This is a genomic window from Ottowia thiooxydans, from assembly GCF_040548795.1.
Lineage (GTDB): Bacteria > Pseudomonadota > Gammaproteobacteria > Burkholderiales > Burkholderiaceae_C > Ottowia > Ottowia thiooxydans_A.
Map to the genome: position 1 here is coordinate 24668 of NZ_JBEPSH010000018.1, position 24745 is coordinate 49412.

Genomic DNA, 24745 nt, shown 5'->3' on the forward strand with positions numbered 1-24745 from the left:
GGGATGTAGGCGCGTGGGTGTGAAATGAGTCAAGCGGGTCCGGGCGTGTAGTGACTGGCGTAGGCTTGGCGTATGGCGGCCTTGTTGATTTTTCCAGTGGCCGTGTGAGGGATTTCGGGCACCGTCACGACGTCATCGGGTAGCCACCAGTTAGCAACGCGAGTAGCGAGAAAGTCGAGCATGGCCTGCTTATTGATCAGCACGCCCGGCTGGGGCACGACCAGCAGCAGCGGTCGTTCATCCCACTTGGGGTGGGTAATACCAACCACTGCGGTCTCCTTGACGCCGGGAAAGCTCATCGCGTGGTTCTCCAGGTCAATCGACGAGATCCACTCACCGCCGGATTTCACGAGGTCCTTGGCGCGATCGGTCAAGTGCACGAAGCCGAGTTTGTCGATCACGGCAATGTCCCCGGTGTCGAAGAAGCCATCTGAATCTAGCGCGCTTCCCGCGGGTTTGCCGAAGTAGGCTCCGGCGATGCAGGGGCCGCGTGCGCGCAAGTGACCTTGGCTGCGCCCGTCCCAGGGCTGCACTTCGTCGGTATCGTTGACTAGCTTGTATTCGACCAGGAAGGGCGCGCGGCCTTGGCTCTGGCGAATTGCCATTTCCTGTTCGGGCGGCAGATGGAGGGTCTCGGGAATGTGTGAGCCGATGCCCGACATCGGGCCCATCTCGGTCATGCCAAAACCTGAGCGTACTTCGACGCCGTGCTTTTGCAGCTCTTCGAGCAGCGCGCGGGAGCAGGCCGAGCCGCCCACGTACACGCGCTGAAGGCTATCGAGCCTCACCCCTTTGGCCGCACAGTGGCTCAAAATTGTCTGCCACACGGTGGGCACGCCGCCGCTCATGGTCACCCGTTCGGCTTGAATCAGTTCCAGCAGCGATTCGGCATCCAACTTCGCGCCTGGGAAGACCAAGCCAGCGCCAGTCATCGGCGCTGAGAAGGGCCAGGACCAGCCATTGGCATGGCTCATGGGGATGACCTGCAGCACCACGTCGTGCGAAGAAAAGGCGTACATGTCAGGCGCGGTGCCCGTGAGTGACATCAGCGTAATCGAGCGGTGGGAATACAGCACGCCCTTGGGCTGGCCTGTGGTGCCCGAGGTGTACGTCAGCGCAGCGCCCGTGTTTTCGTCGAAGACCGGCCAGCTGAAGTCGGCGTCGGTGCCGGCTAGCCAGTCCTCAAAGCTGATCGCGTTGCGCAACGTGGTGACCGGCATGTGCGCGCGATCGCACAGGATCACGAAACGTTCTACGGCCGGGATCTTGTCGGCCACACCTTCGAGCATGGAAACGAAGGTGCTGTCCACCAGCAGCAAGCGGTCCTGGGCATCGTTGATGATGTAGGCGATCTGTTCGGCGAACAGCCGTGGGTTGATCGGGTGGTAGACCGCTCCCAGACCAGCAATGCCATACCAGCAGGCCAGGTGGCGCGCCGTGCTCCAGGCGACCGTGCCCACGCGGTCGCCGTAGCCGATGCCTTCGGCAGCGAGGCGCTTGGAGATGCGCAGTGAGAGCTGGTGAAGCTGCAGGTAGTCCGTCACCTCGATCGGACCTTCGGGCGTGCGCGTCACAATCCGGCGACCACCATGTTGGCGCGCTGCGTGTTCGATGATCCGCTGGCACAGCAGCGGCCAGTCTTGCATCAGACCTCGCATGGAATACCTCCTGTATCTAGTGATTCAATGTCATGAGGTGCAAGCTCCGTGCCACGCGATGGGGGTGTTTGGCTGGGAGCACAGAGGCGTAGGCAGTGCGTGGTGCGCAATGCGCGGACACGGCGCCAGGCCGGTGTCCGCGCGAGCTACACAGCGTCGTGCTCGTTCCGAACCTGTTTCGTTTGCCCGGGGAATGCGTTTGGATGGAGGCAGCCGTCCTGCGCAGATCAACGTGGCAGCAGGGTGTCGTTGCCTTCACCGAGCGCAGGGAACGTCGGCAATGCGGTGGTGCACAAGCTTGCATCAATGGGCAGCGGCAGCGCCGGCAGTGCGTGCCCTTGTGAATCTTCCACGCGCTGTCCGAACAGCCCACGGTTTTGGAAGTGCGGCTGTTGTACCGCATCCTCCAACGAGCGAACTAGCGACACGCAGGCGTCCTTCCCTTCGAAGCGTTGCAACCATTCGTTGGCGGCTCGTTGCGCAATGATGGCCGCGATGGCTGCCCGAGTGCCTTGCGGATCTCTCGCGTCGTCAAGCAGGTGCGGCGCTTCCAGCACGTTGAGGAAGCTCTCCCAGAACTTCTGCTCCAGCGGCGCGGCGGCAAGGTAGCGCCCATCGAGCGTGCGGTAGATCTGGTAGCGCGGCGTGCCGCCAGTCACCAAGCCATCGTTGGTCGCAGGCCAGCCCGCGCCGGACCAGCCGTTGCCTAACCCCCAATACATCAGCGTGAACAGGTTGTCCGCCATAGCCACGTCCAGGTGACGACCCAGTCCATCACTGTCCCGTGCGCGAAGCGCGAGCATGATGTTCATCATGGCTGGGTAAGCCCCGCCTGCGATGTCGGCTACCAAGGCCTGTGGCAGGCCAGGTGTGCCATCGGAGCCTGCCGCAAGGCCTACCAAGCCGGTTTCCGCCTGGTAGTTCAAGTCGTGTGCGGCTACGTTCGCAAGTGGACCTTGCTGACCCCAACCGCTGATGGAGCAATAGATCAAGCCGGGATTGATGGCTCGCATGGCCTCGTAGCCCAAGCCAAGGCGGTCCATTACGCCGGGTCGGAACTGTTCGATCAGCACATCGGCCTCGCGCACCAGGGAGATGGCCTGGTCACGCGCGGCCTCCGTCTTGAGGTCGAGGGTGACCGAGCGCTTGCTGCGGTTGAGCAGCGCGAAGTTCACGCTTTCGCTGCCAAAGCGAGGCGTATAGGAACGCATTTCATCGCCGCGTTCAGGACGTTCGACCTTGACGACCTGTGCACCGGCCTGGGCCAGCATCAGGCTGCACATAGGACCGGGCAGCAGGGTGCTGAAGTCCACTACTCGTATTCCGGCGAGAGGGGCCTGGCTCATCACGTCGCGCGTTCCACGCGTTGCTTGGCCACCTGTGCCCGGCGTGCCGGCGAGTAGGATTCCTGGCCGAGCGCGGCATGTAACGCAGCGCTCACGTCGTGGTGGTGTACCAGGCCCGTTCGTTCGAGCAGGGTGATCGGGCCTTCGGGATAGCCCAGGCCTAGGCACAGGGTTTTGTCCAGGTCGTCAGCTGTGGCGAGCTTTTCATCCAGGCGACGCAGTGCGGCGTTGAAGTAAGGACGGATCAGGCGGTCGACGATGCGACCGGGAAAGTCGTAGCACACCGCAACCACCATGCCCGCCGACTCGAAGGCGGCGCGTGCTGCGGCCAGCGCGTCAGCCGAGGTGCCAGGCTGTCGCACCAATTCGACCAGTTCGGTGGGCTCGGCATCGCCTAGGCGGTAGCGCGCGAAGCCCAGCACATTCGAGCCTTCTTTGCCACGAGATTCACCCGTGTGTACGCCCAGGCACTCGGTGCCCAGCTCAATCGCGACGAAGCTGCGTGCAGCGAAGTCCTTGCACTGCGAGAAGACCGCCCCAGCATCGCAGCCTGTGATGATCAGGCCGGACCCCTTGGCATCCGCCGCCGCATGCAGCGCGTGCGGCGTGGGAAAGGAACGGCTGTCGCCGGCAGCTTGGATTTGATAGCTCAACATCTTCAGGCTCCAAACATCTTGTTGTCGCCGTAGCTATGGAAGCCGCGACCGCTCTTCTTGCCCAGGTGGCCTGCGGCAATCATGCGTTTGACCAGAGGTGGGCAGGCTGCACGCGGTTCATGCGTGAGGCCATGCATGGCCTCGCATAGCAGGCGCTGTGTGTCCATGCCAACTAGATCGAGTAGCTCCATTGGGCCCATGGGATAGCCCAAAGCCGTCTTCATGGCCTTGTCGATGTCGGCTGGCTCAGCCACGCCTTGCTCCACCAGCCGGATCGCGTCGTTGTGATACGGGATCAGAAAGTAGTTAAGAATGAACCCGGGCGTGTCTTGTGTGCGCACGGGCTTTTGACCCAATGCTTCACAGAAAGTCCAGGCACGCTCGAAGGTAGCCTCGCTGGTCACAATGCCGGGCGACATTTCCACCAGTTTCATGAGCTGTGCTGGCAGGCAGAAGTGCATACCAACGAAACGGTCGGGCCGCCCCGAGCCGCCCGCGATTTCGGTAATCGAAATGGTCGAAGTGTTCGACGCGAAGATGGCGTCGTCACCGCAAAGTGTGTGCAGCTTAGAGAAGATTTCGTGCTTGACGGGCAGGCTCTCGAACACCGCCTCAATAACGAGGTCGCAGTCGGCTAGATCGCTGAGCTCGGTGGTGCCCAGCCAGTTGTCCATAATCTGCGGCAGTTTCTCGGCTGCGAGCTTGCCACGTTCCACTGACTTGCGCAGGAAGGCTTCAGTCTGACCACGTGCTCGCTTCACCGCGTCGGCGTGGGTGTCGAACACGCGGGTGCGAAAGCCTGCACGTGCGCAGACAATGGCAATGCCAGCGCCCATCGTGCCGCAGCCGGCGATGCCGACAGTCTTGATCTCTTTCATGGTTTCTCCGTTGTCTTCGGGGGGGGCGCCGTGCTCACTTCTTCAGGAAGCTGCGGCCGATGAGCTGTCGATGGACCTGGTTCGTGCCTTCCCAGATCTGGGTGATCTTGGCATCGCGCATGAGCCGCTCCACGCGGAAGTCCTTGCAGTACCCGTAGCCGCCCAGCAGCTGAACGGCATCGGTGGTCATCCGCATGGCCAGATCCGTGGCGCGCATCTTCAGGATCGAGGCTTCGATGCCGAAATCCTCAGCGCCCTCGTCTACGGCCTGGGCCATGCGCCACAGCCAGCCTTCACACAGCGCCAGCTCGGCTGCCAAGTCGGCCAGCATGAACTGGATGCCCTGGAACTCGATGATCTTGCGGCCTGACTGGCGCCGCTCGTTGATGTAGTCCACCGCATCCTCAAACGCTGCGCGCGCGATGCCCAGCGCGTGCGCAGCGATGCTTGGACGCGAGCGGTTCAGCGAGGCAAACAAGATGCTCAGGCCGGCGCCGGGGCCCACCAGCAGATTGCTGCGTGGAACGCGGCAGCGGTCAAAGGCCAGCGTGGCGGTGCTTGAGGCGCGCGTGCCCATTTTGTCTTCTAGCCGCACCACCGACAGGCCCGGGGTGTCCTTCTCCAGGATAAGCGCAGAAATCGACTTTTTCGGATCGTCAATGCCCGCCCACTTGCCGAACACCAAGTACAGGTCAGCCACATCTCCATTGCTGATGAAGGTCTTGCCACCCTCGATGAAGATGTGATCGCCGTCTTCGTGGAAGCTTGTCTGCATGCCTGTGGCATCCGAGCCGGCGTTGGGCTCGGTAATGGCAAGCGCGCCCAGGCCGCCAGCGGCTATGCGTGGCAACAGCCTTGCTTTTTGCTCCTCATTACCGAATTCCACGAGCGGCTTCATGCCGTGGAAGTTGGTGGCCCAGATAATGCCAGTGGCCGCGCATGCTTTGGAGACTTCGCGCACACAGGCCAGGTAGCAGGTATACGACAGCGGTGTGCCGCCGTAGGCTTCTGGAATGAACATGCCGTTCAGTCCCAGTGCGTTGAGGGCGCGCACGTTCTCCCATGGAAACTCGCCGCTGCGGTCGTAGTGCTCCGCGCGCGGAGCGATCTGATCGCGGCATAGCGCACGCACGCTGTCGAGCAGCATCTGTTCATCTTCGTTCAGACGCAACGAAGCGTCCAGCCGGTCAAAAATCGTCATGGTGTTGGAATGCGGTTCAGTGGGCGACGCCCTGCGCGCCGTCGATGGTGATGGTCTCGCCGCTCAGGAACGGTACGTCCATCGTGAATAAAGCGGTGACCAGGCGGGCGACCTCGTCGGCCGTCCCGGGCTGCTTGCCTGGAATGCGCTTGTCCAGGTACGCGCGCAGGGGGCCGGCGGTCATGGCCTCATGGTTCAGGTCGGTGTGGATGTAACCCGGTGCAATGGCCAATACGCGGATACCGTCGCCGGCCCATTCGACGGCCAAGCATCGCGTCATAGCGCCCACGGCGGCCTTGGATGCACAGTAGGCCAAGTTGCGCTTGACACCCAGCTTTTCGAAGAACGAGCCCATGTTGACGATCAAGCCATTCTTACGCTCAGCCAGGTAAGGATAGACCGCCTGACAGGCAAGGAACACCGAGGTGGCGTTGGTGGACATGACCTCTTCATAGTGCGCGAGCGAGGCGCTGGCCGCGGGCGCATCCAGGTGCACGCCAGCGTTGTTGATGAGGCCGCCTATCTGAAGGCCGCGGCGGGTCAGCTCGGCCAGTGCCTCGACCATGGCGCCGGTACGCGTGATGTCACAAGCCATCGGGACCAGAAGTTCGGATGCAGGCGCGGCAACGCCGCCCAGTGTGGGTAGAGCGCCTGAGCGTGACAGGCAGGCGACGGTGAAGCCGGCCTCGGCCAGACGCACCGAGATGGCAGCGCCAATGCCGCGGCTGGCGCCAGTTACGACAATGCAAGGACGTGTGGACATCAGCAACCTTTGAAGTGGGCGGGGCGTCGTTCGATGAAGGCACGCATGCCTTCTTCGGCATCGGCGGTGCGGTAGGCGAGCGTAGACAAGTCCGCCTCGGCGCGCAGGCCTTCGGCCAGCGTGGTATTTCCGGCGCGCTGTACGGCCTCGCGCGCGAATTGCAGTGCCAATTGCCCGTAACCCGTGAACTCACGCGCAAATGAGCAGGCCGCTTCTAGCAGCGGGGCTTCCACAATGCGGTTGACCAGGCCGATGCGCAAGGCTTCTTCAGCGTCCACGGTACGGCCGGTCAGGATCAATTCCATGGCGCGCGCTTCGCCCACCAGTCGCGGCAGGCGCTGCGTTCCACCATACCCCGGGATCAGGCCGAGCTTGATCTCGGGCAGGCCGAAACGGGCCTTGGGTGCGGCCAGACGGAAAGTACAAGCCAGGGCGATTTCGCAGCCACCACCGAAGGCATAGCCGTTGACCATCGCGATCGACGGGATGCGTAGCTGGTCGAGGCGGGCGAACACGCGCTGGCCGAGTTCGGCGCCGCTTTTTTGTTCGGCCAGCGAGCGATTCATCAGCTCCGGGATGTCGGCGCCAGCGCAGAATGACTTCTCGCCTGCCCCCGTGACGATCAGTGCTCTGGCGGCCGAGGCATCCACGTCGTGCAAGGCACGGTCGATGTCGCGGATCAATGCGAAGGTGAGCGCGTTGAGGGCCTCGGGCCGATTGATGCGCAGCAGTGCGAGTTCGTCTCGGAATTCGAGCTCTATCGACATTTAGTTCTCCGATGCGGTGGAAGCATGGCGCACGGCCATGGGTTGCAGCCGGCCGCTGTCCACCCAGGCCACGAGTTCGCGCTTGAGCACCTTGCCGCTGGCCGTGAGCGGAAACTCCGGTGCGACCACGTAGTACTCGGGCATGTCAAAGCGCGACAGTCCCAGCCGCGCCAAGTGCGACAGCAGGGATTCGCAAGAGGGCGCGAGGCCCTTTGGCACGATGGCCAGGCAGACCTTCTCGCCCAGGCGTTCGTCGGGTACGGCAAAGGCTGCAGCCTTGGCAACTTCAGGGTGGCGGTATGCCAGGTCCTCGATACGGGCCGGGTGAATCTTGTGGCCACCGCGGTTGATGAGGTCCTTCTTGCGGCCCACCACTTGCAGATTGCCCTGGGCATCAAACTGCCCCAGATCACCACTCATGAACCAACCGCCAGCATTGAAGGATTGTTCGGTCGCTTGCTGATCGGCAAAGTAGCCCAGCATCAGCACGCCGCCACGTCCGCCGATCTCTCCCACTTCGCCGGCAGCCACCTCGATGTCGGGGTCGTCCTGGCGAAACAGGCGCACCTCGTAGCCCCGGCAAGCCGTGCCACAGGTGGCCGAGATCGTTTGCACGTCGTCGCCAGGCCTTGTGTACTGGTGCGAGCCGGTCTCGGTCATGCCGTAGACGTTCTGCGGTGTGATACCCAGTTGTAGTAGTCGCAAGGCGATCTCGCGTGGGATGGGCGCTCCGGCCATGTAAAACACAGAGACTTGACCTAAACCTGGGCGCGCGCGCGCGTCCAGCGCGCGCAGCAGGTCCATGGCATGGGTCGGCACACCCAAGACATAGGTCGCACCTGTCTGTTCAATCCACTGAAGTGGCTGAATGCCGGAATGCCGGTCAGTCACGGCTAACTCGCAGCCGGCGACGAGCCACTGGCTCATGGCCACGACCCCGATGTGGTGGCTCATCGGGCTGAGTGTGAGAATGACGGTACGCTCGTCGAGGCGCCAGTCGGCAACCATCGGGCGGCCATTCGCCAGAAGCGTGTTGTCGCTGTGCATGACGCCCTTGGGCTCGCCCGTGGTGCCTGAGGTGAACGCGATGTAGACGACCTGGTCCGCATCGAAGCGGGGCGCGGGCAGTGCCGGCGTTGCCAATGTGCGCGGAAAGGGCGCCGCACCTTCAGGCAGGGCGGATGGGGCGTCGGTCTCAAGTGCGTAAACGGCCTTGAGGGAGGGCATGGCATCGAGCTTCGCAAAGATGCTGTGCAGGGCCGCGTCGGCACCGTAACCGGCCTGCGCGAATAGCGCACGGCTGCCGATGCGCCGGGTCAATTGGACGACCTCAGCCACGGTGTAGTTCTCGTGCAGCGAGGGGTTGCACACGTAGCCCATGCGCGAGCAGGCCAGGAAGATCGCCAGTACTTCGGCGCGGTTGGGCAGCCAGACCGACACGCGGTCGCCCGGGCGCAGGCCAGCGTTGTCCAACGCCTGCGCAATGCAGTCAGCTTCTTGAAGCACCTCTGACCAGCGAAGACGCCTTTGGGCGTCACGCAGGGCGAAAGCATCGCCGTGCTCCTGCGCATGCTTGTGCGCCAGAGAATAGAGCGTTTCCGCGGCCCAGGTTCCGTGCAGATAGTGCGTGCGTGCGGCGCGAGGCTCGTGCAGGGTAAGAATCTTGCTCATGTTGCCAGTCTGCGTACTGACGGTTCAATGGCCGAATTTGCTGCTGTCGGGCGCACGGCGCTCGGCGAAGGCCTGAGCCAGCTCGGTATGCTCTTCGGTGCCGAGGTAGCCGCGCAGCAGCAGGTCATGCGCCATGCGGGACAGCCCGCTCACGCCGCCATGGCGTGCGTTGAAAGCCGCTTTGATTGAGGCCAGCGCAAACGAGCCTCGGTCGGCGATTTCCAGCGCAATCTTGCGCGTGAAATCGTTTAACTCGTCATCGGGAACCACGTGGTTGACCAGGCCCCAGTCGAGCGCTTCGCGAGCGCTGAGCTTTGGGTTGCGGTACCACATCTCCTTGGCGCGTTTCTTGCCGATCAAGTCCTCAAGATACCAGGTACCGTAGCCCGCGTCGAAGCTGCCCATCATAGGGCCGACCTGTCGGAACACTGCACTTTCCTTGGCAATGGTGATGTCGCAGACCACATGCAAAACGTTGCCACCACCAACGGCGAAACCGTTGACCATCGCGATAACGGGCTTCTGCACACGGTCGATAGCCTCATACATCTCCAGCGTGGGAAGCACTCCGGCATAGAGCAGCGTGTCCTCCATGCCCTCCTTGCGCCCCCCGATGCAAAAGAACTTGTCGCCTGCACCCGTGATGACGATCACACGCGTGCGCGTTTCGCGGCGGATTTCGTTGATGCAGTCGCGGACTTCATGACACATCAACGGCGTGAACATATTGCCGTCTTGGGGGCGGTTCAATGTGATCGTGCCGATTGGGCCGTCTTCGGTATAGGTGATCTCCTGGTAGCGCATGATGGTGTCCTCAACTTGTGGAATGCGCTGAGTAACAGCACACTTTGTGCCAGCAATGTATCGGACGCCTTCAGGCCCAAATCTTGCAACGCCAGGAGTCTGTGCGGCTGAAGGCTCCTTGGCGAAATGAGTGACATGCAGCATTGCGAAGTAATAGTCAGAAGCCCGTCGTTGCTCTATCGGCGCAGGAGGATTTGTCGCGATGGGCCGTTTTTTCTGCGCGGTGCGGTCTGCGATGTCACCCTGAATCCTGGGGCAGGGGTACTGGACTGTCCATTCGGCAGACAGCTTGGTGTGTCCTCTAAAAAGGCATAAATTCGTAAAAAAAGCTGATGCTATACTGAATATGTTCACAATAAGGACAGGCAATGGTGACGCAGACCCTTCTGCTGCGCGGCATTGAGACGAAAAATGAAGTTTGAGACAGCTGGTGTGTTGGTGGTGTCTGCCCATGGAGAACCGGTGTTTTCCTCGGGCGTGGCGCGAGATCCGGCTGTTTCCGAATGCGTGATTCGAACGCGGCAGAGCCGGGCCAACATGTCACGGGGACTTTTTTCCGTGCCGGTTGGCGACAAAGGTTACGCGGTGGTGGCGGTGGGTTCGGAAGACGCCAGTGCGCTGATCCTGTTTGAGCGCAGTGCCAACGATGTGCTGTTCGACTTCGCCGCCACGGTGGACTGCGCCGACGACATCCTTCGCCACCTGCTTACAAACCCTTACGAAGCGCTCACCGTCGTCGATCGCGAGGGATTGCTGCGCTTCATCAGCCCGATTCACGAACGGTTTTTCGGCCTGAACCGCGGCGATGCCATTGGCCGCGCCGTGACCGATGTGATTGAAAACACGCGACTGCACGAGGTCGTGCGCAGCGGCAAGGCCGAAATCGGGCAGATCCAGCGCATGCGCGGCACGACCCGCATAGTCTCACGCAGCCCGGTACTCGATCTGCAGGGCAATGTGGTCGCGGCCATTGGTCAAGTTATGTTCAAGGGTCCCGACCAACTGCAGCGCCTGAGCGCAGAAGTCGTGCGTCTGAAAAGCGAGCTGAGTCATTATCAGCAGGCACTGTCGACGCAGGTGAGCCAACGCCATGGTCTAGACCGCATCATCGGCCAAAGCAAGGCGATCCGACGCCTGAAGGAGCAGATCGCGCGCATCGCACCGCTGGATGTCCCGGTACTGCTCGTGGGTGAAAGCGGTACGGGCAAGGAACTGGTGGCCCATGCGATCCACCTGCTTAGTAAGCGGCGTGAGCAGTCCATGGTCACCGTGAATGCGGCGGCGATTCCATCCACGCTGGTGGAAAGCGAGCTGTTCGGCTATGAACCGGGTTCGTTCACGGGTGCCGAGCGAAAGGGCCGACGTGGCAAATTCGAGCAGGCGCATCAGGGCACGCTGTTCTTCGACGAAGTCGGCGACATGCCGCTGGAGATCCAGGTCAAGCTGCTTCGCGTGTTGCAGGACGGTTCATTCGAGCGGGTGGGCGGAGACAAGGCCCGGGTCTCTGACTTCCGGCTGGTCTCGGCCAGCAATCGCGATTTCGAGGCCATGATCGATTCGGGTGAGTTCCGGCTCGATTTGTTCTACCGCATCAGTGCCGTGAGCCTTCATCTGCCGCCCTTGCGCGAGCGCCTGGAAGACATCGAACTGCTGGCCAACCAGGCCCTGTACGATTTCGGGATCAAGCACACCACACGGCAAAAGACCATGGCGCCCGATGTCGTTCCCTTCCTGCAAAGCCAGCGCTGGCCCGGCAACGTACGACAGTTGATCCACGCTGTGGAAACAGCAGCGATCTTTGCCGATTCGGACGTGATCACGATCGAGGATTTCGAAACCGTCATTCGATCCAGCGACGCCATGCCGCCACACACCGGCCCATTCGCAGCGTCGCCCATCGAAGTGGGGCCGATTGGCGTCCAGTCTCCACCAGCGGGCGTACGCGACGCGCTGAGCCAAGTCGAAGAGCAGATGATTCGCGAAGCCTTGAAAAGCTTTGACGGCAACAAGAAACGTGTGGCTCAGGAGCTGGGTATATCTCGCTCATACCTATACAAGAAGCTGGCACACATGGGTTTGTGAACTCATGTGTCTTTTCTGAACACGCTGTGTAGTTGGCGCAGCCAGTGATCCCGTAGCGGAATGCGATTTCCAGAGTGTTCGACCCCCAAGTGAGTGGCATGTCAATTGCATTCCCCCGTCCGAGCAACAGGACAAGGTGGAAGTTTTGGGAATCGGTGCATCGACTCAGCAGACAGAACTCGCAAAGCCGCGAGGACGCCAATTTTTCGGCATTGAAGTCCCCTTTATGGACTACGTTGGCCTCGAGCCAGTGTCGTTGTCCGACGGGCTGTGCGTCACGCGTTTGAACTGGCAACCGCATCTGACCAACAGTCGTGGAGATGCCCATGGTGGCCTGATCATGAGCGCAATGGACTTTACGCTCAGCACGGCAGCGCGCGCGCACGACCCGGATGGACTAGGCGTGCTCACGATTGACATGGCAACGCAGTTCTATGCGCCGGGACGTTCCACCCTGACGATCGAAGGGCGCTGTAAACGCCGTGGCCGATCGCTGGCATTTTGTGATGGGGAAGTGCGCGACGAGAACGGCACCGTGGTGGCGGTTTCACGCGCGGTGTTCAAACTCATTGCTTTGAACAAGGAGGCAGCATGAGCGATCGTGTGCATGGGCAGGCTGCCATAGTCGGCGCGGGCAGTATCGGCGTGGCATTCGCTGTGGTCTTCAGTCGTGCGGGCTGGCAGGTGCGCATGCAGGACCCGGATGCGGCGCGGCGGATGGCCTCGTCTCAGGAGCTGCGCGAGTGCCTGGACGATCTTCGTCAGAACGGTTTGCTCGATGAAGAACCTGGCGAAGTGGCAGCGCGGGTGACGGTGTGCGAAAGCCTGGCGGACGCGCTGACCGGTGCAGACCTGGTGCAGGAGTGTGCGCCCGAACGCGAGGAAGTCAAACGCGCGCTATTCGCGCAGATGGACGCACTCGCACCCGCACATGCCGTGTTGGCGAGCTCCAGCTCGTTCCTGCCAGCTTCGGTCTACAGTTCGGGTCTGGCGGGTCGAGCGCGTTGTCTGGTGGCCCATCCAGGCAACCCGCCCTACCTGATTCCGGTCATCGAGATTGTGCCGACACCCTATACCGACCCGCAAGTCATTGCACGGGCACTGCAGATATATCGTCAGGTAAGTCTGGCGCCCATTCAGGTTCGCAAGGAGGCCGAAGGCTTCGTCTTCAATCGTCTGCAGGGCGCGGTGTTGCGTGAAGCCTATTGCCTCGTGCGCGACGGCGTGGCCGATGTGGACGATGTGGACACTGTCATTCGGGAGGGTCTGGGTTTGCGCTGGAGCTTCATGGGCCCGTTTGAAACTGTGGACCTGAACACGCGCGGTGGCATTGGCGCGCATGCGCTGAAGATGGGTCCGTCATATGAACGCATGGGTGCAGAGCGAGGCCAGAATGACCCTTGGACCCCCGAGCTTGTGGCCCGTGTGGAGGCTCAGCGCCGCGCCCAACTGCCGCTGGAGCAATGGTCGTCGCGTGTGCGATGGCGCGACCTGATGCTGATGTCATTGCGTAAGCTGCGCCAGGCGGCCACGGTGCAGTGGCCGCCTGGCGTCAAGGACTGAAGACCCATTGTCCCTGCGTCAGTATCCAGTGCGAATCAGCGACTTTGACCAAGTTCGCCGTTTGCACAGATGAAGAACCAGGTCAACCATGGAAGGAACGCGAAGGCTGCAGTGCGCCGGGGCGGCTCAAAGCATCCAGCCGGCGTCCACAATGAGGTCACGGCCGGTGATATTGCGAGCGCGCGCGCTTGCCAAAAACAATGCCGCGTTGGCAACATCATCGGCTGTGGACAAACGGCCCAGCGCGGTCGCCGCTTCGAGTGCCTGGCGCCGCTCCTGCGCGAGCGTTCCTCGTTCGGCCGCCATGCGCTCGAGGCTGGCGTCGGCGCGTGGGCCTTCTACATAGCCTGGGCACACCGCGTTGACGTTAATGTTGTAGGGACCCATCTCGCGTGCGAGCACCCGCACCAGACCCTCCACGGCCCACTTGGAGCTGCAGCCAGCCGCATGCCCCGGCTGGCCCTTGAGCCCGAACACGCCGCTGATGGCGACGATCTTGCCTTGGCGGCGTGCCTTCATGAACGGCAGTACGCAACGAACAGGCAGCAGCGTGCCGTTTAAGTTGCCCTGGATGACAGCATCGAACTGCGCAAGGTCCAACGCATCGACGGTGGCTTGCTGCGTGTCGCGCGTGCCGGCGGCGGTCACCAACACATCGACCTGCCCGGCGCATTCGGCATCGATGGTGGCACCGAGGCGCGCCACCTGCTCGGGCTGCGTCACATCAGCGGCCACAGCGATGCCGCGCTGACCCAGTGTTCGGATGGCCGCACAGGTCTCTTCCAGCGCTGCGGCATCTCGGCCCACGACCAGCACATCGGCGCCTTCGCGTGCAAGGGCCAACGCGATGATGCGGCCAATGCCCTTGCCGCCCCCAGTGACGACCGCGACCTGAGTGGCGAAATCGCCACTCATGACTTGCCGCCCGCCTGCGCGATGAACTCGTAGATTCGCGACAGGTCATCGCTGCCATGCCCTTCGGTCACCGCTTGAGTCCATAACTGCTGCACAGCTGTGGCCGCATGGTGCGGCGTGCCGAGCGTTCGGGCTTGCTTGATGGCCAGTTCCGTGTCCTTGGCAAGGATATCCAGCCGTGCTCCGGTGGAGAAACTGCGATTCAGGATCTGAGCCTTGAAGGTCTCTTCGGTTGCGCGGCTGCGGCCCGTGCTGACGTTGATGACTTCGATAGCCGTGGCCTCATCGATGCCGGCACGGCCGGCCATGAGCACCATCTCAATGGCCAGGGTCAGATTGGCGGCGTTGAGCATGTTGTTGGCCAGCTTGAGAACCTGGGCTTGGCCCGGGCGCTCTCCGACGTGGAACAGTCGGTCCGACATGCCACGCAAAGCGGCCTCGCAGGCTTCGAACTGCGCGCGCGGCGTAGCCACAAAGCAGGTCAGCCGCCCCGCGCGTTCCCCCGTCGGGCCGCCGCTGACAGGCGCGTCGAGAAGGCCGATGCGGCGTTCGCCAAGGCCTTGCGCCAAGCGTTCCATCGTGGCACCACCGATGGTAGACATCTCGATGTAGTGGCGTACTCTGCTGCCTTGAGCCACACCGTGCTCGCCCAGTGCCACGCGCTCGCTGATGGTTGGCGATGGGAGGCAGGCAAACACGATCTCGACCGCGTCAGCGACGGCCTGCGCACTTGGCGCGGCGTCCGCGCCATCGGCTACGATGGCAGCCAGCGCTTGGTCGTTGGTGTCGTGCACCGTCAGCGCAAAGCCGGCGCGCAGCAGGCGTCGTGCCAGCGGGCGACCCATGTCACCCACACCGATGAAGCCTAGACGCACGTTCATGCGACCTCCGACTGGTCCAGCTGCGACAGATCGACGCCTTCTTCCTTGAGGATGCGGCGCGCGATCACGAAGGCATCACGCGCGATAGGAATGCCGCAGTACATACCGATGTGCAGGAGCACCTCGCGCAGTTGCGCGAGCGGCACCTTTGTGTGCTTGAGCGCGATGCGAAAGTGCATCTCGAATTCATCCATACGGCCCAGACCGGCCAACATGCCCATGGTCAACAGGCTCAACTGTTTGTGCTCAAGGATGCCACGCGACCAGGTGCGGCCCCACAGTTGGTTGGTGCAGTAAATATTCCATTCGCGGTCGAAGTCATCCATCTGCCCGAGCATGTTGTCGACGTACTTGTCACCAACGATGGTGCGACGCGTTCTCTCGCCCTCGGCAGAGAACGGGCTTTGACTGTTGGTCGATGCGGTGATGTCCATGGTAGATCCTCTGTGAACCGTGCGGCCTCAGGCCGTGAGAAAGTTGGGCTGCGCCTGAAAACGCGCGACATGGTGGTCGGTGTCGCCAAGGCTCAGTTCGATGGCGACTGCGCGGCGGAAAAAATGCGTGAGTCGCATCTCGTCGCTGACGCCCAGGCCACCGTTGAGTTGCACACATTGCTGGCCCACGAAACGCAGGGCCTGGCCAATGTGGGCCTTTGCGGCCGACACACAGCGGCGGCGATCCACCGCGTTGTCGGTGTTGACCTGCGTCATGGCCAACCAGGCCATGGAGCGGGCCTGCTCTAGCTGGAGAGCGACTTCGGCCATACGGTGCTGCAGAGCCTGAAACTTGCCGATGGGCTGGCCGAACTGTCGGCGTGTTCGCAGGTGCTCCAGCGTGTCGTCGCGCATGACTTCCATGATGCCCAGAGCCTCGGCACACAAAAGCGCTGCGCCAAAGTCATTGGCTCCGTCCAGAATTTCCCAGCCTTGGCCGACGTTACCCAGCACGGCACCCGCCAGAACCTGCACGTTGTCCAACTGCACGCTGCTCGCGCGCAGGCCGTCGAAGGTCGCGCTGTCCGTGATCTTCAAACCTGGGGCCTTGGCATCCACCGCAAACAGCGTGATGCCCTCGGACTCGGCGCCGGCGCCAGCTGTGCGGGCCGAGACTATCAGTAGATCGGCTTGCCCGCCATGCAACACCGTGGCCTTGTGTCCGCTCAGGCACCAGCCAGTGGCGTTCCGATGCGCCTGGGCCTCAACCCAGTCAGCATCATGACGGCCCGCGGCTTCCGACACCGCGCATGCCAAGCGCAGCTCGCCTGCGGCCACGCGCTCGAGCAAGGCGGCTTGGTTGCCTGACGCTCGCAGGAAGGCGCTGCCCCACAGTGTGGTGAACAAGGGCTCGGCCAGCAGCATGCGGCCGGCCTCCTGCATGGCCACGAGATGGTCGATTCCGCCAGCGCCCAGACCCCCTTGTTCTTCGGGTACGCCCAGGGCCGGGAGGCCCAGTTCCACGAGCGCGTTCCAGTCTTCGGCGCGGCTGCCCTGTCCGCCGCGCACAAGCTGCTGGCGGTGCTCAAATGGGTAGGCCCGCTCGGCCCACTTGCGAAGGGCGTCAGAAAATTGTTGTTGTTCGTCGCTGAGTTTGAATTGCATGGCGATCTGTTCACAGACCCAGCACATGCTGGGCAATGATGTTCTTCTGGACTTCGGTGGAGCCGCCGTAGATGGTGGTGGCACGACAGGTGAGATAGGCTGGCACCAGGCCGGCGGCTTCGTCGTCGCCACTCAGGCTGTGGGCGCTGTGGCCGTCGAGGAAGGCTGTGTCGTAGGCCAGTGCGCCGGGACCGGCGGCCTTGACCATCAGCTCAGTCAGCCGCTGTTGCATCTCGGTACCTGTGATCTTGATCATCGAGGACAGCGCCCCTGGAGCGGAGCTGGACTCCGCGGCTACGCGCAGCACCGTGATTTCCAACGCCATGAGATCAATCTCCAGCCGCGCGACCTGATCGGCGAAAACCGGGTCGTCCATAAGTGAACGGCCACGCACGCGGCGTTTGGCTGCCAGCTGCTTGAGCTGGCGCAACTCGCGCTTCGAGCGGCCCACGCCGGCAATGCTGGTGCGTTCGTGGCCAAGCAGGTATTTGGCGTAGGTCCAACCCTGGTTTTCCACGCCAATCAGGTTTTCGACCGGAACCGCCACGTCTTCAAAAAACACATCGTTGACGTCGGCCTCGCCGTTCATGAGGTGGATTGGTCGTACCGTGATGCCCGGCGTGCGCATGTCCACCAGCAGGAAGGAGATGCCTTCTTGCTTGCGGCCTTCACTGTTGGTGCGCACGAGACAGAACATCATGTTCGCATGCTGCGCCATCGTGGTCCAGGTCTTCTGTCCATTGAGGATGTAGTCGTCGCCCTGGCGCTGCGCCTTCAGGCGTAACGCAGCCAGGTCAGAGCCAGCGCCGGGCTCTGAATAGCCCTGGCACCACCAGTCCTCACAGCTTAGGATGCGCGGCAGGTAGTAGCGCTTTTGCGCTTCGTTGCCGTAGGCCATGATCACCGGGGCGACCATGTTCACTCCGAAGGGCTGGATGATCGGGGCGCCGGCCTGGCTGCACTCCTCATCCCAGATGTGTTGCTGCAAGGCGGTCCAGCCGGTGCCTCCGTAGACTGTGGGCCAACTCGCGCCGGCCCAGCCACGCGCATGCACTATGCGGTGCCAGCGCACAAAGTCCTCGCGCGTCAGGCGTAGATGGCCTGTCACCTTGGCACGCAAGTCGGCGGGTAGATGGGTCGAAAGAAATTCGCGCAGTTCTCGCCGGAAGGCTTGCAACTCCGGAGTGTCGTCCAGATTCATGAGGTTCCTCGAAAATGTCAGGTTCATTCAGCAACTTTGGTGCCACGACCTGTGGGGCCGCAACGCGGGCCTTGGCGGGGATGGCAGCTGATTTGTGTCTGCGCGGCGGACAGTGGTGGGCACAGTTGCTGGCTGTAGCGGCGACACTTTGGGCTCGGAGAGGGATGGCGAAGCCTATTTGCGGTTTGGCATCGATATTGCTCCTAGGGTGGGCAATCTACACAGGAGAGATTCAGTGAGTTCTTCATCCCCCACTACCAGCGGCGTGCCGTTCGACGCGCGCGGCGAGCAGGTGCGCCGCCAATTGCTAGGCGACGCGGCAATGGACGCTTCGATCGCTGCGATGACGCCGTTTGACCGCGAGTACCAAATCTTCGTGACCAACCAGATTTTCGGCCGCACCTGGGCGCGTGGCATCCTGAGCCAGCAGCAGCTGAGCCTGCTGAATCTGGGCATGTTGGCCGGCAAGGGCTGCATGGAAGAGTTCGAACTGCACTTTCGTACCGCTCTAAAGGTCACCAAGGTGCCCGTGATCCAGTTGCGCGAGGCTATTTTGCACATCGGCATGTACTGTGGCATTCCTATCGCGCGTGAGTGCTTCGTGATCGCGCGACGAGTGTTCAAGGAAGAGGCCGTGGACCTGGCCGAGTTGGAAGCGGAAGACGCCAGGCGAGCTGCACCATGAAGCGCGTGGATGAGAGCGTGTTTCGGCTGGACGGTCGGGTAGCCGTAGTCACGGGCGGTGCGGGAGGCATCTGCAGCGCGATCTGCCGCGCCTATGCCAATGTGGGTGCCAAGGTGGCATGCCTGGACTACGACGGCGAGGCCGCGCAGGCGCTAGCCGCTTCGATCCGAGAAGCCGGTGGCGAGGCCATCGGTCTGGCCTGCGATGTCAGCGATGAACAGGCTACGCTGGCGGCCGTGCAGAACATTAAGCAGCAACTGGGCGCGCCCACGGTGCTGCTCAACGGCGCGGCGGTGCTGGACCGCACGGGCAGTATTTTGGAGATCGACCCGCAGGAGTGGCAGCGTGTGATGTCGGTCAACTTGACCGGCGTGTACTTGATGTCGCGTGCAGTGCTGCCCGAGATGATCGCCGCTGGTGGCGGCTCCATCATCCATCTGGCCTCCATGCACGGGCGCGTGGGCCGCGCCGGTCGCGTCTCCTACACCACGGCCAAGGCCGCGCTGATCATGCTGGCTCAGAACATGGCAATGGACCATGCCGACGACGGTGTGCGCGTTAACTCGCTGTCCCCAGGGGCTGTGGCCACGCGCCGCATCACCTACCGCTATGGCGAGAATGCGCAGGAGCAACTCAAGGCTGCGGCGCAGAAGTACCTTATGAAGCGCTTTGCCGATCCCGATGAGATGGTCGGCGCGGCCCTGTTCCTGGCCAGCGACGCCTCTTCGTACATGACGGGAGCGGACCTGCTCGTCGACGGGGGTTACTGCGCGGCCTGAGCGCCGCGCCCAGCCACCCGCGCGGCCGGGCGCTGAACGGCTGATTCAGCGTGGCGTGGCCGCACTGCCGCGCCGCAATTCCTGTTCCTGCAACTCGCGCCACAGGACCTTACCTGTGGCCGACTTGGGCAATGCTGACACGAACTCTACGTCGTGCGGCACCTTATAGGCGGCCATGTGCTCGCGGCACCAGCCAATGATGGCGGACGCGTGCACATCCTCGTGACCGGCACGCAGCACGATCAGCGCCTTGACCGATTCGCCTCGGTAAGCGTCCTGCGTGCCGACGATGCAAGCCTCCTGCACGGCCGGGTGCTGGTAGAGCTGTAACTCGACCTCGGCGGGCCAGACCTTGAAGCCGCTTGCATTGATCATGCGTTTGAGACGATCGACAAGGAAGAAGTAGCCCTCGCTGTCGACCACGCCGATGTCGCCGGTGCGAAAGTACCTGCCCCGCGGAAGGTCGATGAAGGCCCTCTCGGTGGCTTCGGGCTGGCCCCAGTAGCCGTCAAAAACGCCAGGGCCACGAACTACGATCTCGCCGGCTTCGCCAACAGGGAGCTCGACAAGCGTGGCTGGGTCGATCACACAAGCATCGGTGCTTATGAACGGAATGCCCAGGCATTGCTGCTTGGGTCGTTCAAACGGATTGAGGTGCGAGGGTGCAGCGGTCTCAGTCAAGCCGTAGCCTTCGACGTAGACCAGCCCGTACGCATCCAACAGCCGTTGTGCTACGGCTTTGGGCATGGCCGCGCCGCCGCCCCCGATGTAGTGCAGGCTGGTCAGGTCAAAACTGTCAAAGTGCGGGCTGGCCAGCAGGTCGATGACCATCGTGGGGATGTTCGTCCAGTTGGTCACGCCGTAGTGCGAGATGAGTCGGCCCGCGAGGTCGCGGTCCCAGCGGGGCATGATCACGAGTGCGCCGCCGCTCACGATGGTCGTGTGCAACAGGCTGACGATGCCCGTAATGTGAAACATTGGCACGGCCGCCAGCATGATGGTCTCTGACGAAGACGCCGTCCAGAGCTGCGTGGCCATGGCGTTGTGCATGAGACTGCTGTGGCGGTGGCGGCAGCCTTTCGGTTGGCCCGTGGTGCCGCTCGTGTAGGGCAGTAGCGCCAGGTCGCTGCCGCATACTGTGAGAGCAGGCGCAGCGGGTGCAGTCCCCGATGCGTCCATCAGCTCTTCCCAGGGTGTCACGCGCGTGCCGTCCAGCTCAGGCAGAGGTGCGGTAAGCAGCAGCCAGTCGCGCCAGGCCGCAGGCGGGCTGAATCCAGCGCCCAGGTCCGCAGGCAGACCGTCGACATACTGGGTCACGATGAGCTCGGCCAGTCGATCATCAGGCGCTAGCACTTCGCTCGCCCTGGCAAGGGCTGGCGCCACATCGGCGCTGGCGATGGCGACCTTGGCTTGCGCGTTCTGGATATAGTGGCGCAACTCATCTGCCCGATACATCGGGTTGACGGGTACGACAACCGCATTGGCGCGCATGACGGCGAAATGCGCGATGACCAACTGCGGGCAGTTCTGCATCGCCACCAGTACGCGGTCGCCTTGGCGCACGCCACGCGCATGAAGGTGACCGGCCAGCGACAGCGCGGCATCGCGCACCTGGGCGTAGCTGTATGCGCGGCCTAGGAAATGCAGAGCAGCCTTGTCGGCGTAGCGCTCGGCATTGACCTCAAGGTTGTGCCACAGTGAGGTGTCGGGTACCGTGATGGCCCGCGGCAGACGCCTGGGCCAGTGAGGATGGTGACGGGGCAGGTTCATCGGCATACGCATGTTGCGTTGGGGATCAGTCGTTGACCATACCCAGTTCGGTAGCCGTCTTGCGGTACAGGTCGCGCTGCTCCCCAACATACTTGCCCAAGGCTGCCGGCGAGGCGTATGCAGGCGTGTAGACCAGACCGCTGGCTTGCAGCTTGGTCTTCACGTTGGGATCCTGGTAGGCCTTGGTGAATGCGGCCTGCAGACGCTCCACGATAGGTTGGGGCATGCCTGCGGGGCCGAGGATGCCAAGCCAGCCCCCGCCGAACTCGCCGCCGCGGTGACCTTCCTCGCGTAGCGTGGGAACTTGCGGAAATACTTCGCTGCGTTGTGGCAACGTCGTGGAAATCACGCGAAGCTTGCCCTCTTTGGCGAAAGCGCTGACACTGGTTGTGCCCCACATCGCGTGCACGCGATTGGCAAGGAGATCCGGGGCTGCGCCCATCTCACCCTTGTATTGCACGCGGACCATGTCGAGACCGTACTTCTTTTCGATGTCGGCCATGGTGAGCAAGCCCTGATTGTTGCCAGTCGCGTACGTTACCTTGCCCGGATTGGCTTTCACGTAGTCGATGAACTCTTTGAAATTCTTGGCAGGAAAGCTCGGGTGTACGTAAAGGAAGAACGAGAAGTCCACCGTACCAGTGATCGGCGTAAAAGCCGTTTGGGGGTCGAATGGCGGGTTCTTGCGCAAGGCTGTTGCCACAAGGAGCGAACCAGCGCCGCCCCAGAGAATTCGATAGCCATCAGGCTGAGCCTTGAGCACGTCCCCCGCGCCGATAAGGCCCTCAGCGCCCGGTTTGGATTCGACCACCACGGACTGCCCGAGCTCTTTTCCAGCTGCTTCGGCAATCGCCCGCGCGATCCCGTCCGCACTTCCGCCGGCCAGGTAAGGCGACACCAGTACGATCGGACGAGTGGGATAGTCCGCCGCGTTTGCTTTTATGCTGGGCACCGTCAGCGCCAGTGCGGCAAGGGAAATGAAGTGGCGGCGAAACAGGGGCCGTTGGGTCATGGAGGTCTCCTAATAAGAAAAAAGCGAGCGCCACGCGGCACAGGTGAAGTCGACGAGGCTGACACCCTTTGAGCAAATTGGGTGCCAATGCCGAAGGAGGGGGCTGCATGGGCGCTCCAGCTGCGCTCGTGGCTACTTTCTTCCAGGGATACTGATTCGGATGTGGGCAGGAAATAACCCACGTGGCGTGCCTTCGGATGTGTTCCTGGCGGTCACATGTGTCTGTTGAGGGGACAACTCTGTTACTCGGGTGACACTGTCACGCACGAGCTTTAGTGGGCATTCAAGCGGGCGGTGGAGACAACGAGGTCCGGCGGTAGATCGCGCAGAGAGTTGTTTCCCGTCATCCCCATGATGCCTACTACGTCCTCAGTCAGTAGATCAATAACGCGCCGCACGCCTGCCTCGCCGCCAGCGGCTAACCCATACAGGGTGGCGCGCCCCGTGAATACGAACTTTGCGCCGAGTGCATAGGCAGCCACGATATCGGCACCCGTACGTATGCCGCTGTCCAGCATCACGCACATACGCGCACCGACCGCGGCGACCACCTCGGGCAGGGCCTGCAGCGAGGTGATGCTTTCATCGAGTTGGCGCGCGCCATGGTTGGAGACAATGACGCCATCCACGCCGAGCCGCTCGGCCTGCTCGGCGTCCTCGGGATGCAGGATGCCTTTGAGTACAAAGCGGTGGGGCCAGCGCTCACGGTAGCGCGCCACATCGTCCCATGACTGAATCGCCGGCGACTCACTCTGAAAGAGTGCCACGGCCTGACGTTTGTCGTTGCCGGCGTAGGGTTCCCAATTGCGAAAACTGGGCGGGCCACCATGGCGCAGGTAGTCGAATAGCCAGGCGGGATGTGACAGGCCGTCCCATACCAGCCGCGGTGTGTAGCGCGGAGTATAGGTAAAGCCGTTGCGGCTGTTGCGCTCGCGCCGGCGCCGTGCGGGGGTGTCGACGGTCAACACCAGCGTTTGCAAGCCCGCGTTGCGGCATCGGTCGATCATGCCCGTCACGATGTTGCGGTCCTTGGCGCAGTACAGCTGGTACCAGGCGTGTTCTGGCGCCAACTCGGCCGCATCTTCAATGCGGATGTCGGCCGCCCCCGAGACCATCATGGGTATGTTGGCCGCACGCGCGGCGCGCAGAAGCATCCAGTCACCACGCGGACGTAGCAGACCGATACCGCCCGTGGGCGCGATGCCGAATGGGCGCGTGTACGTGCGCCCGAACAACGTGACTTGCGTGTCGCAGTTCTGTACATCGCGAAGAAATCGAGGCCGCAGGAGTACCGAGCGGAACGCGGATTCGTTGCGATCCAGTCCGAGCTCCCGCCCCAGCCCGCCTTCGACATAGTCGAACACCACACGAGGTAAGCGCCGTCTGGCCAATTTCTTCATTTCGTCGACGCTCAGGGCACGCTGTATTGCGTTCACGGGGATATCTCCTGGTTATAAATGCAGTCGTGTCAAGCAGAAAGCACGCCAGCAGATGCGCGTGGCATACAGATTGCTTTTGAGTTGCTGCAGTTGGGCCCATGTCGGCGCCCAGCGTCAAAGGAGACAAAGTGAATCCACGCGAAGAGGTGAGCTTCCGCACGACAGATGGCCTGCGTTTGGCCGGCTGGCTTTACCGACCCGAACGCACCCAGCCTGGGCCGGCCATCGTGCTGACGCATGGTACGGGCTGTGTTAAGGAGATGGGTCTGGCGCCCTACGCCGAGTTTTTCTGCGCCGCTGGCTACACCTGCCTGGTCTACGACCACCGTAACCTGGGCGCTAGCGAAGGCGAGCCCCGCGCTGAGCTGGATCCCTGGCAGCAGGTCAGTGATATGCGCGATGCGCTGACCTTCCTGTCGATGCAGGATGGCGTGGACCCTCAGAAACTCGGGCTGTGGGGCACGAGTTATGCGGGTGGCCATGTGATCGTGGCTGCGGCCATGGACCGGCGTGTGCGCTGCGTAGTGGCCGTGGTTCCTACGTTGAGCGGTTATCGCAGCAGCACCATTGGCATGTCACAAGAGCAAATAGATACGTTGGTGGCTAGTTTCGCGGATGACCGTATGGCGCGCATGCGCGGCGAGCCACCGCGGCGCCAAAAGCCCACGCCACCCGGAAGCGAAACCGGCGATTGGCTGCATGCTTTTGGCGCTGGCACCCTGTACCGCGGGGATCTCACCTTGCGCAGCAAGGAGTTGCGCATGAGTTACGAGCCCGTCGACTTCATAGGACGCATCGCGCCCACGCCCTTTCTGATGGTGGCCGTCACGCATGACGAGCGCTGCCCGCGTGAAGAGCAGCTTTCCGGGTTTGAACGTGCGCAGGAGCCCAAACGCATGGTCATGCTCGAGGGGGGGCACTATTCGGTCTACGACAAGATCCTGACTGAATCAGCCCAGGCCGCTGTGGACTGGTACCGCGCCCACCTTCCCGCTTGAACCCTTCGTCGGGACCTGCTCTGCAGTCGCGGCGCTGTGCAGCCGCGTCGGCCAGTGGCCCGCACACGCCCGTGTGTT

General features: G+C 62.5%; 23 protein-coding genes. 6 read left to right on the forward strand and 17 right to left on the reverse strand.

The features are described from left to right. Positions 1-29: 29 nt before the first annotated feature. The 9 genes from ABIE13_RS27140 to ABIE13_RS27180 form a co-directional block, all read right to left on the reverse strand. Positions 30-1658, reverse strand: coding sequence for a long-chain-fatty-acid--CoA ligase (locus tag ABIE13_RS27140; RefSeq protein ID WP_354449369.1), 1629 nt, complete (start codon positions 1656-1658; stop codon positions 30-32). 227 nt (positions 1659-1885) lie between these two features. Beyond that, entirely contained in the window at positions 1886-3004 is a 1119-nt protein-coding gene (locus tag ABIE13_RS27145) for a CaiB/BaiF CoA transferase family protein (protein WP_354449371.1), read from the reverse strand. Next, on the reverse strand, positions 3004-3660 hold the full coding sequence (locus tag ABIE13_RS27150; RefSeq protein ID WP_354449373.1) for a 3-hydroxyacyl-CoA dehydrogenase family protein: 657 nt from the start codon (positions 3658-3660) through the stop codon (positions 3004-3006). The genes ABIE13_RS27145 and ABIE13_RS27150 overlap by 1 nt, the downstream gene beginning before the upstream one ends. A gap of 2 nt (positions 3661-3662) precedes the next feature. Beyond that, positions 3663-4538 (reverse strand): 3-hydroxyacyl-CoA dehydrogenase family protein, encoded by an 876-nt coding sequence (locus tag ABIE13_RS27155; protein ID WP_354449375.1) that lies wholly within the window; start codon positions 4536-4538, stop codon positions 3663-3665. Between the two features lie 34 nt (positions 4539-4572). Then, positions 4573-5739: an acyl-CoA dehydrogenase family protein gene (locus ABIE13_RS27160; protein ID WP_354449377.1), complete on the reverse strand. Its 1167-nt coding sequence runs from the start codon at positions 5737-5739 to the stop codon at positions 4573-4575. 16 nt (positions 5740-5755) lie between these two features. Then, positions 5756-6502, reverse strand: a complete 747-nt coding sequence (locus ABIE13_RS27165) for an SDR family NAD(P)-dependent oxidoreductase (RefSeq protein ID WP_354449379.1) — start codon at positions 6500-6502, stop codon at positions 5756-5758. Continuing rightward, positions 6502-7269, reverse strand: a complete 768-nt coding sequence (locus tag ABIE13_RS27170; RefSeq protein ID WP_354449381.1) for an enoyl-CoA hydratase/isomerase family protein — start codon at positions 7267-7269, stop codon at positions 6502-6504. Before ABIE13_RS27170 ends, ABIE13_RS27165 begins: the two co-directional genes overlap by 1 nt. Beyond that, positions 7270-8940, reverse strand: a complete 1671-nt coding sequence (locus tag ABIE13_RS27175) for a class I adenylate-forming enzyme family protein (protein WP_354449382.1) — start codon at positions 8938-8940, stop codon at positions 7270-7272. 24 nt (positions 8941-8964) lie between these two features. Next, on the reverse strand, positions 8965-9744 hold the full coding sequence (locus ABIE13_RS27180; RefSeq protein ID WP_354449384.1) for an enoyl-CoA hydratase-related protein: 780 nt from the start codon (positions 9742-9744) through the stop codon (positions 8965-8967). Between the two features lie 411 nt (positions 9745-10155). Between ABIE13_RS27180 and ABIE13_RS27185 the strand changes: the two genes are divergently transcribed. From ABIE13_RS27185 to ABIE13_RS27195, 3 genes are all read left to right on the forward strand, one after another. Beyond that, complete coding sequence (locus ABIE13_RS27185) at positions 10156-11826, forward strand: sigma-54 interaction domain-containing protein (RefSeq protein WP_354449386.1); 1671 nt, start codon at positions 10156-10158, stop codon at positions 11824-11826. Positions 11827-11971: 145 nt separating this feature from the next. Continuing rightward, positions 11972-12421, forward strand: a complete 450-nt coding sequence (locus ABIE13_RS27190) for a PaaI family thioesterase (RefSeq protein ID WP_436278496.1) — start codon at positions 11972-11974, stop codon at positions 12419-12421. Beyond that, positions 12418-13389, forward strand: a complete 972-nt coding sequence (locus tag ABIE13_RS27195; RefSeq protein ID WP_354449388.1) for a 3-hydroxyacyl-CoA dehydrogenase — start codon at positions 12418-12420, stop codon at positions 13387-13389. The genes ABIE13_RS27190 and ABIE13_RS27195 overlap by 4 nt, the downstream gene beginning before the upstream one ends. A 126-nt stretch (positions 13390-13515) precedes the next feature. Here ABIE13_RS27195 and ABIE13_RS27200 read toward each other — a convergent pair whose 3' ends face one another. The 5 genes from ABIE13_RS27200 to ABIE13_RS27220 are packed head-to-tail and all read right to left on the reverse strand — an operon-like array spanning position 13516 to position 17984. Continuing rightward, a complete protein-coding gene (locus ABIE13_RS27200; RefSeq protein ID WP_354449389.1) occupies positions 13516-14304 on the reverse strand; it encodes an SDR family NAD(P)-dependent oxidoreductase in 789 nt (262 codons plus the stop codon). Further along, positions 14301-15185, reverse strand: a complete 885-nt coding sequence (locus ABIE13_RS27205) for an NAD(P)-dependent oxidoreductase (protein WP_354449391.1) — start codon at positions 15183-15185, stop codon at positions 14301-14303. The genes ABIE13_RS27200 and ABIE13_RS27205 overlap by 4 nt, the downstream gene beginning before the upstream one ends. Beyond that, entirely contained in the window at positions 15182-15619 is a 438-nt protein-coding gene (locus tag ABIE13_RS27210) for a carboxymuconolactone decarboxylase family protein (RefSeq protein WP_354449392.1), read from the reverse strand. The genes ABIE13_RS27205 and ABIE13_RS27210 overlap by 4 nt, the downstream gene beginning before the upstream one ends. A gap of 27 nt (positions 15620-15646) precedes the next feature. After that, a complete protein-coding gene (locus ABIE13_RS27215; protein ID WP_354449394.1) occupies positions 15647-16783 on the reverse strand; it encodes an acyl-CoA dehydrogenase family protein in 1137 nt (378 codons plus the stop codon). A gap of 10 nt (positions 16784-16793) precedes the next feature. Then, positions 16794-17984 (reverse strand): acyl-CoA dehydrogenase family protein, encoded by a 1191-nt coding sequence (locus ABIE13_RS27220; RefSeq protein ID WP_354449396.1) that lies wholly within the window; start codon positions 17982-17984, stop codon positions 16794-16796. 235 nt (positions 17985-18219) lie between these two features. Here ABIE13_RS27220 and ABIE13_RS27225 point away from each other — a divergent pair, with 235 nt between their 5' ends. Further along, complete coding sequence (locus tag ABIE13_RS27225) at positions 18220-18669, forward strand: carboxymuconolactone decarboxylase family protein (protein ID WP_354449398.1); 450 nt, start codon at positions 18220-18222, stop codon at positions 18667-18669. Further along, positions 18666-19448, forward strand: coding sequence for an SDR family NAD(P)-dependent oxidoreductase (locus ABIE13_RS27230; protein ID WP_354449400.1), 783 nt, complete (start codon positions 18666-18668; stop codon positions 19446-19448). The genes ABIE13_RS27225 and ABIE13_RS27230 overlap by 4 nt, the downstream gene beginning before the upstream one ends. A 45-nt stretch (positions 19449-19493) precedes the next feature. Here ABIE13_RS27230 and ABIE13_RS27235 read toward each other — a convergent pair whose 3' ends face one another. From ABIE13_RS27235 to ABIE13_RS27245, 3 genes are all read right to left on the reverse strand, one after another. After that, the gene (locus ABIE13_RS27235; RefSeq protein ID WP_354449402.1) at positions 19494-21224 is read right to left on the reverse strand and encodes a long-chain-fatty-acid--CoA ligase; all 1731 of its coding nucleotides are present in this window, start codon (positions 21222-21224) and stop codon (positions 19494-19496) included. A gap of 19 nt (positions 21225-21243) precedes the next feature. Further along, positions 21244-22230 (reverse strand): Bug family tripartite tricarboxylate transporter substrate binding protein, encoded by a 987-nt coding sequence (locus tag ABIE13_RS27240; protein WP_354449404.1) that lies wholly within the window; start codon positions 22228-22230, stop codon positions 21244-21246. Between the two features lie 272 nt (positions 22231-22502). Beyond that, a complete protein-coding gene (locus tag ABIE13_RS27245; RefSeq protein WP_354449406.1) occupies positions 22503-23666 on the reverse strand; it encodes an alpha-hydroxy acid oxidase in 1164 nt (387 codons plus the stop codon). 131 nt (positions 23667-23797) lie between these two features. Here ABIE13_RS27245 and ABIE13_RS27250 point away from each other — a divergent pair, with 131 nt between their 5' ends. Then, entirely contained in the window at positions 23798-24667 is an 870-nt protein-coding gene (locus tag ABIE13_RS27250) for an alpha/beta hydrolase (protein WP_354449408.1), read from the forward strand. Positions 24668-24745 lie beyond the last annotated feature (78 nt).

What these genes read in the sequence shown, in the direction of transcription:
- ABIE13_RS27140 (WP_354449369.1), bottom strand. Translation starts at nt 1,658, where the DNA reads ATGCGAGGTCTGATGCAAGACTGGCCGCTGCTGTGCCAGCGGATCATC.
- ABIE13_RS27145 (WP_354449371.1), bottom strand. Translation starts at nt 3,004, where the DNA reads ATGAGCCAGGCCCCTCTCGCCGGAATACGAGTAGTGGACTTCAGCACC.
- ABIE13_RS27150 (WP_354449373.1), bottom strand. Translation starts at nt 3,660, where the DNA reads ATGTTGAGCTATCAAATCCAAGCTGCCGGCGACAGCCGTTCCTTTCCC.
- ABIE13_RS27155 (WP_354449375.1), bottom strand. Translation starts at nt 4,538, where the DNA reads ATGAAAGAGATCAAGACTGTCGGCATCGCCGGCTGCGGCACGATGGGC.
- ABIE13_RS27160 (WP_354449377.1), bottom strand. Translation starts at nt 5,739, where the DNA reads ATGACGATTTTTGACCGGCTGGACGCTTCGTTGCGTCTGAACGAAGAT.
- ABIE13_RS27165 (WP_354449379.1), bottom strand. Translation starts at nt 6,502, where the DNA reads ATGTCCACACGTCCTTGCATTGTCGTAACTGGCGCCAGCCGCGGCATT.
- ABIE13_RS27170 (WP_354449381.1), bottom strand. Translation starts at nt 7,269, where the DNA reads ATGTCGATAGAGCTCGAATTCCGAGACGAACTCGCACTGCTGCGCATC.
- ABIE13_RS27175 (WP_354449382.1), bottom strand. Translation starts at nt 8,940, where the DNA reads ATGAGCAAGATTCTTACCCTGCACGAGCCTCGCGCCGCACGCACGCAC.
- ABIE13_RS27180 (WP_354449384.1), bottom strand. Translation starts at nt 9,744, where the DNA reads ATGCGCTACCAGGAGATCACCTATACCGAAGACGGCCCAATCGGCACG.
- ABIE13_RS27185 (WP_354449386.1), top strand. Translation starts at nt 10,156, where the DNA reads ATGAAGTTTGAGACAGCTGGTGTGTTGGTGGTGTCTGCCCATGGAGAA.
- ABIE13_RS27195 (WP_354449388.1), top strand. Translation starts at nt 12,418, where the DNA reads ATGAGCGATCGTGTGCATGGGCAGGCTGCCATAGTCGGCGCGGGCAGT.
- ABIE13_RS27200 (WP_354449389.1), bottom strand. Translation starts at nt 14,304, where the DNA reads ATGAGTGGCGATTTCGCCACTCAGGTCGCGGTCGTCACTGGGGGCGGC.
- ABIE13_RS27205 (WP_354449391.1), bottom strand. Translation starts at nt 15,185, where the DNA reads ATGAACGTGCGTCTAGGCTTCATCGGTGTGGGTGACATGGGTCGCCCG.
- ABIE13_RS27210 (WP_354449392.1), bottom strand. Translation starts at nt 15,619, where the DNA reads ATGGACATCACCGCATCGACCAACAGTCAAAGCCCGTTCTCTGCCGAG.
- ABIE13_RS27215 (WP_354449394.1), bottom strand. Translation starts at nt 16,783, where the DNA reads ATGCAATTCAAACTCAGCGACGAACAACAACAATTTTCTGACGCCCTT.
- ABIE13_RS27220 (WP_354449396.1), bottom strand. Translation starts at nt 17,984, where the DNA reads ATGAATCTGGACGACACTCCGGAGTTGCAAGCCTTCCGGCGAGAACTG.
- ABIE13_RS27230 (WP_354449400.1), top strand. Translation starts at nt 18,666, where the DNA reads ATGAAGCGCGTGGATGAGAGCGTGTTTCGGCTGGACGGTCGGGTAGCC.
- ABIE13_RS27235 (WP_354449402.1), bottom strand. Translation starts at nt 21,224, where the DNA reads ATGCCGATGAACCTGCCCCGTCACCATCCTCACTGGCCCAGGCGTCTG.
- ABIE13_RS27240 (WP_354449404.1), bottom strand. Translation starts at nt 22,230, where the DNA reads ATGACCCAACGGCCCCTGTTTCGCCGCCACTTCATTTCCCTTGCCGCA.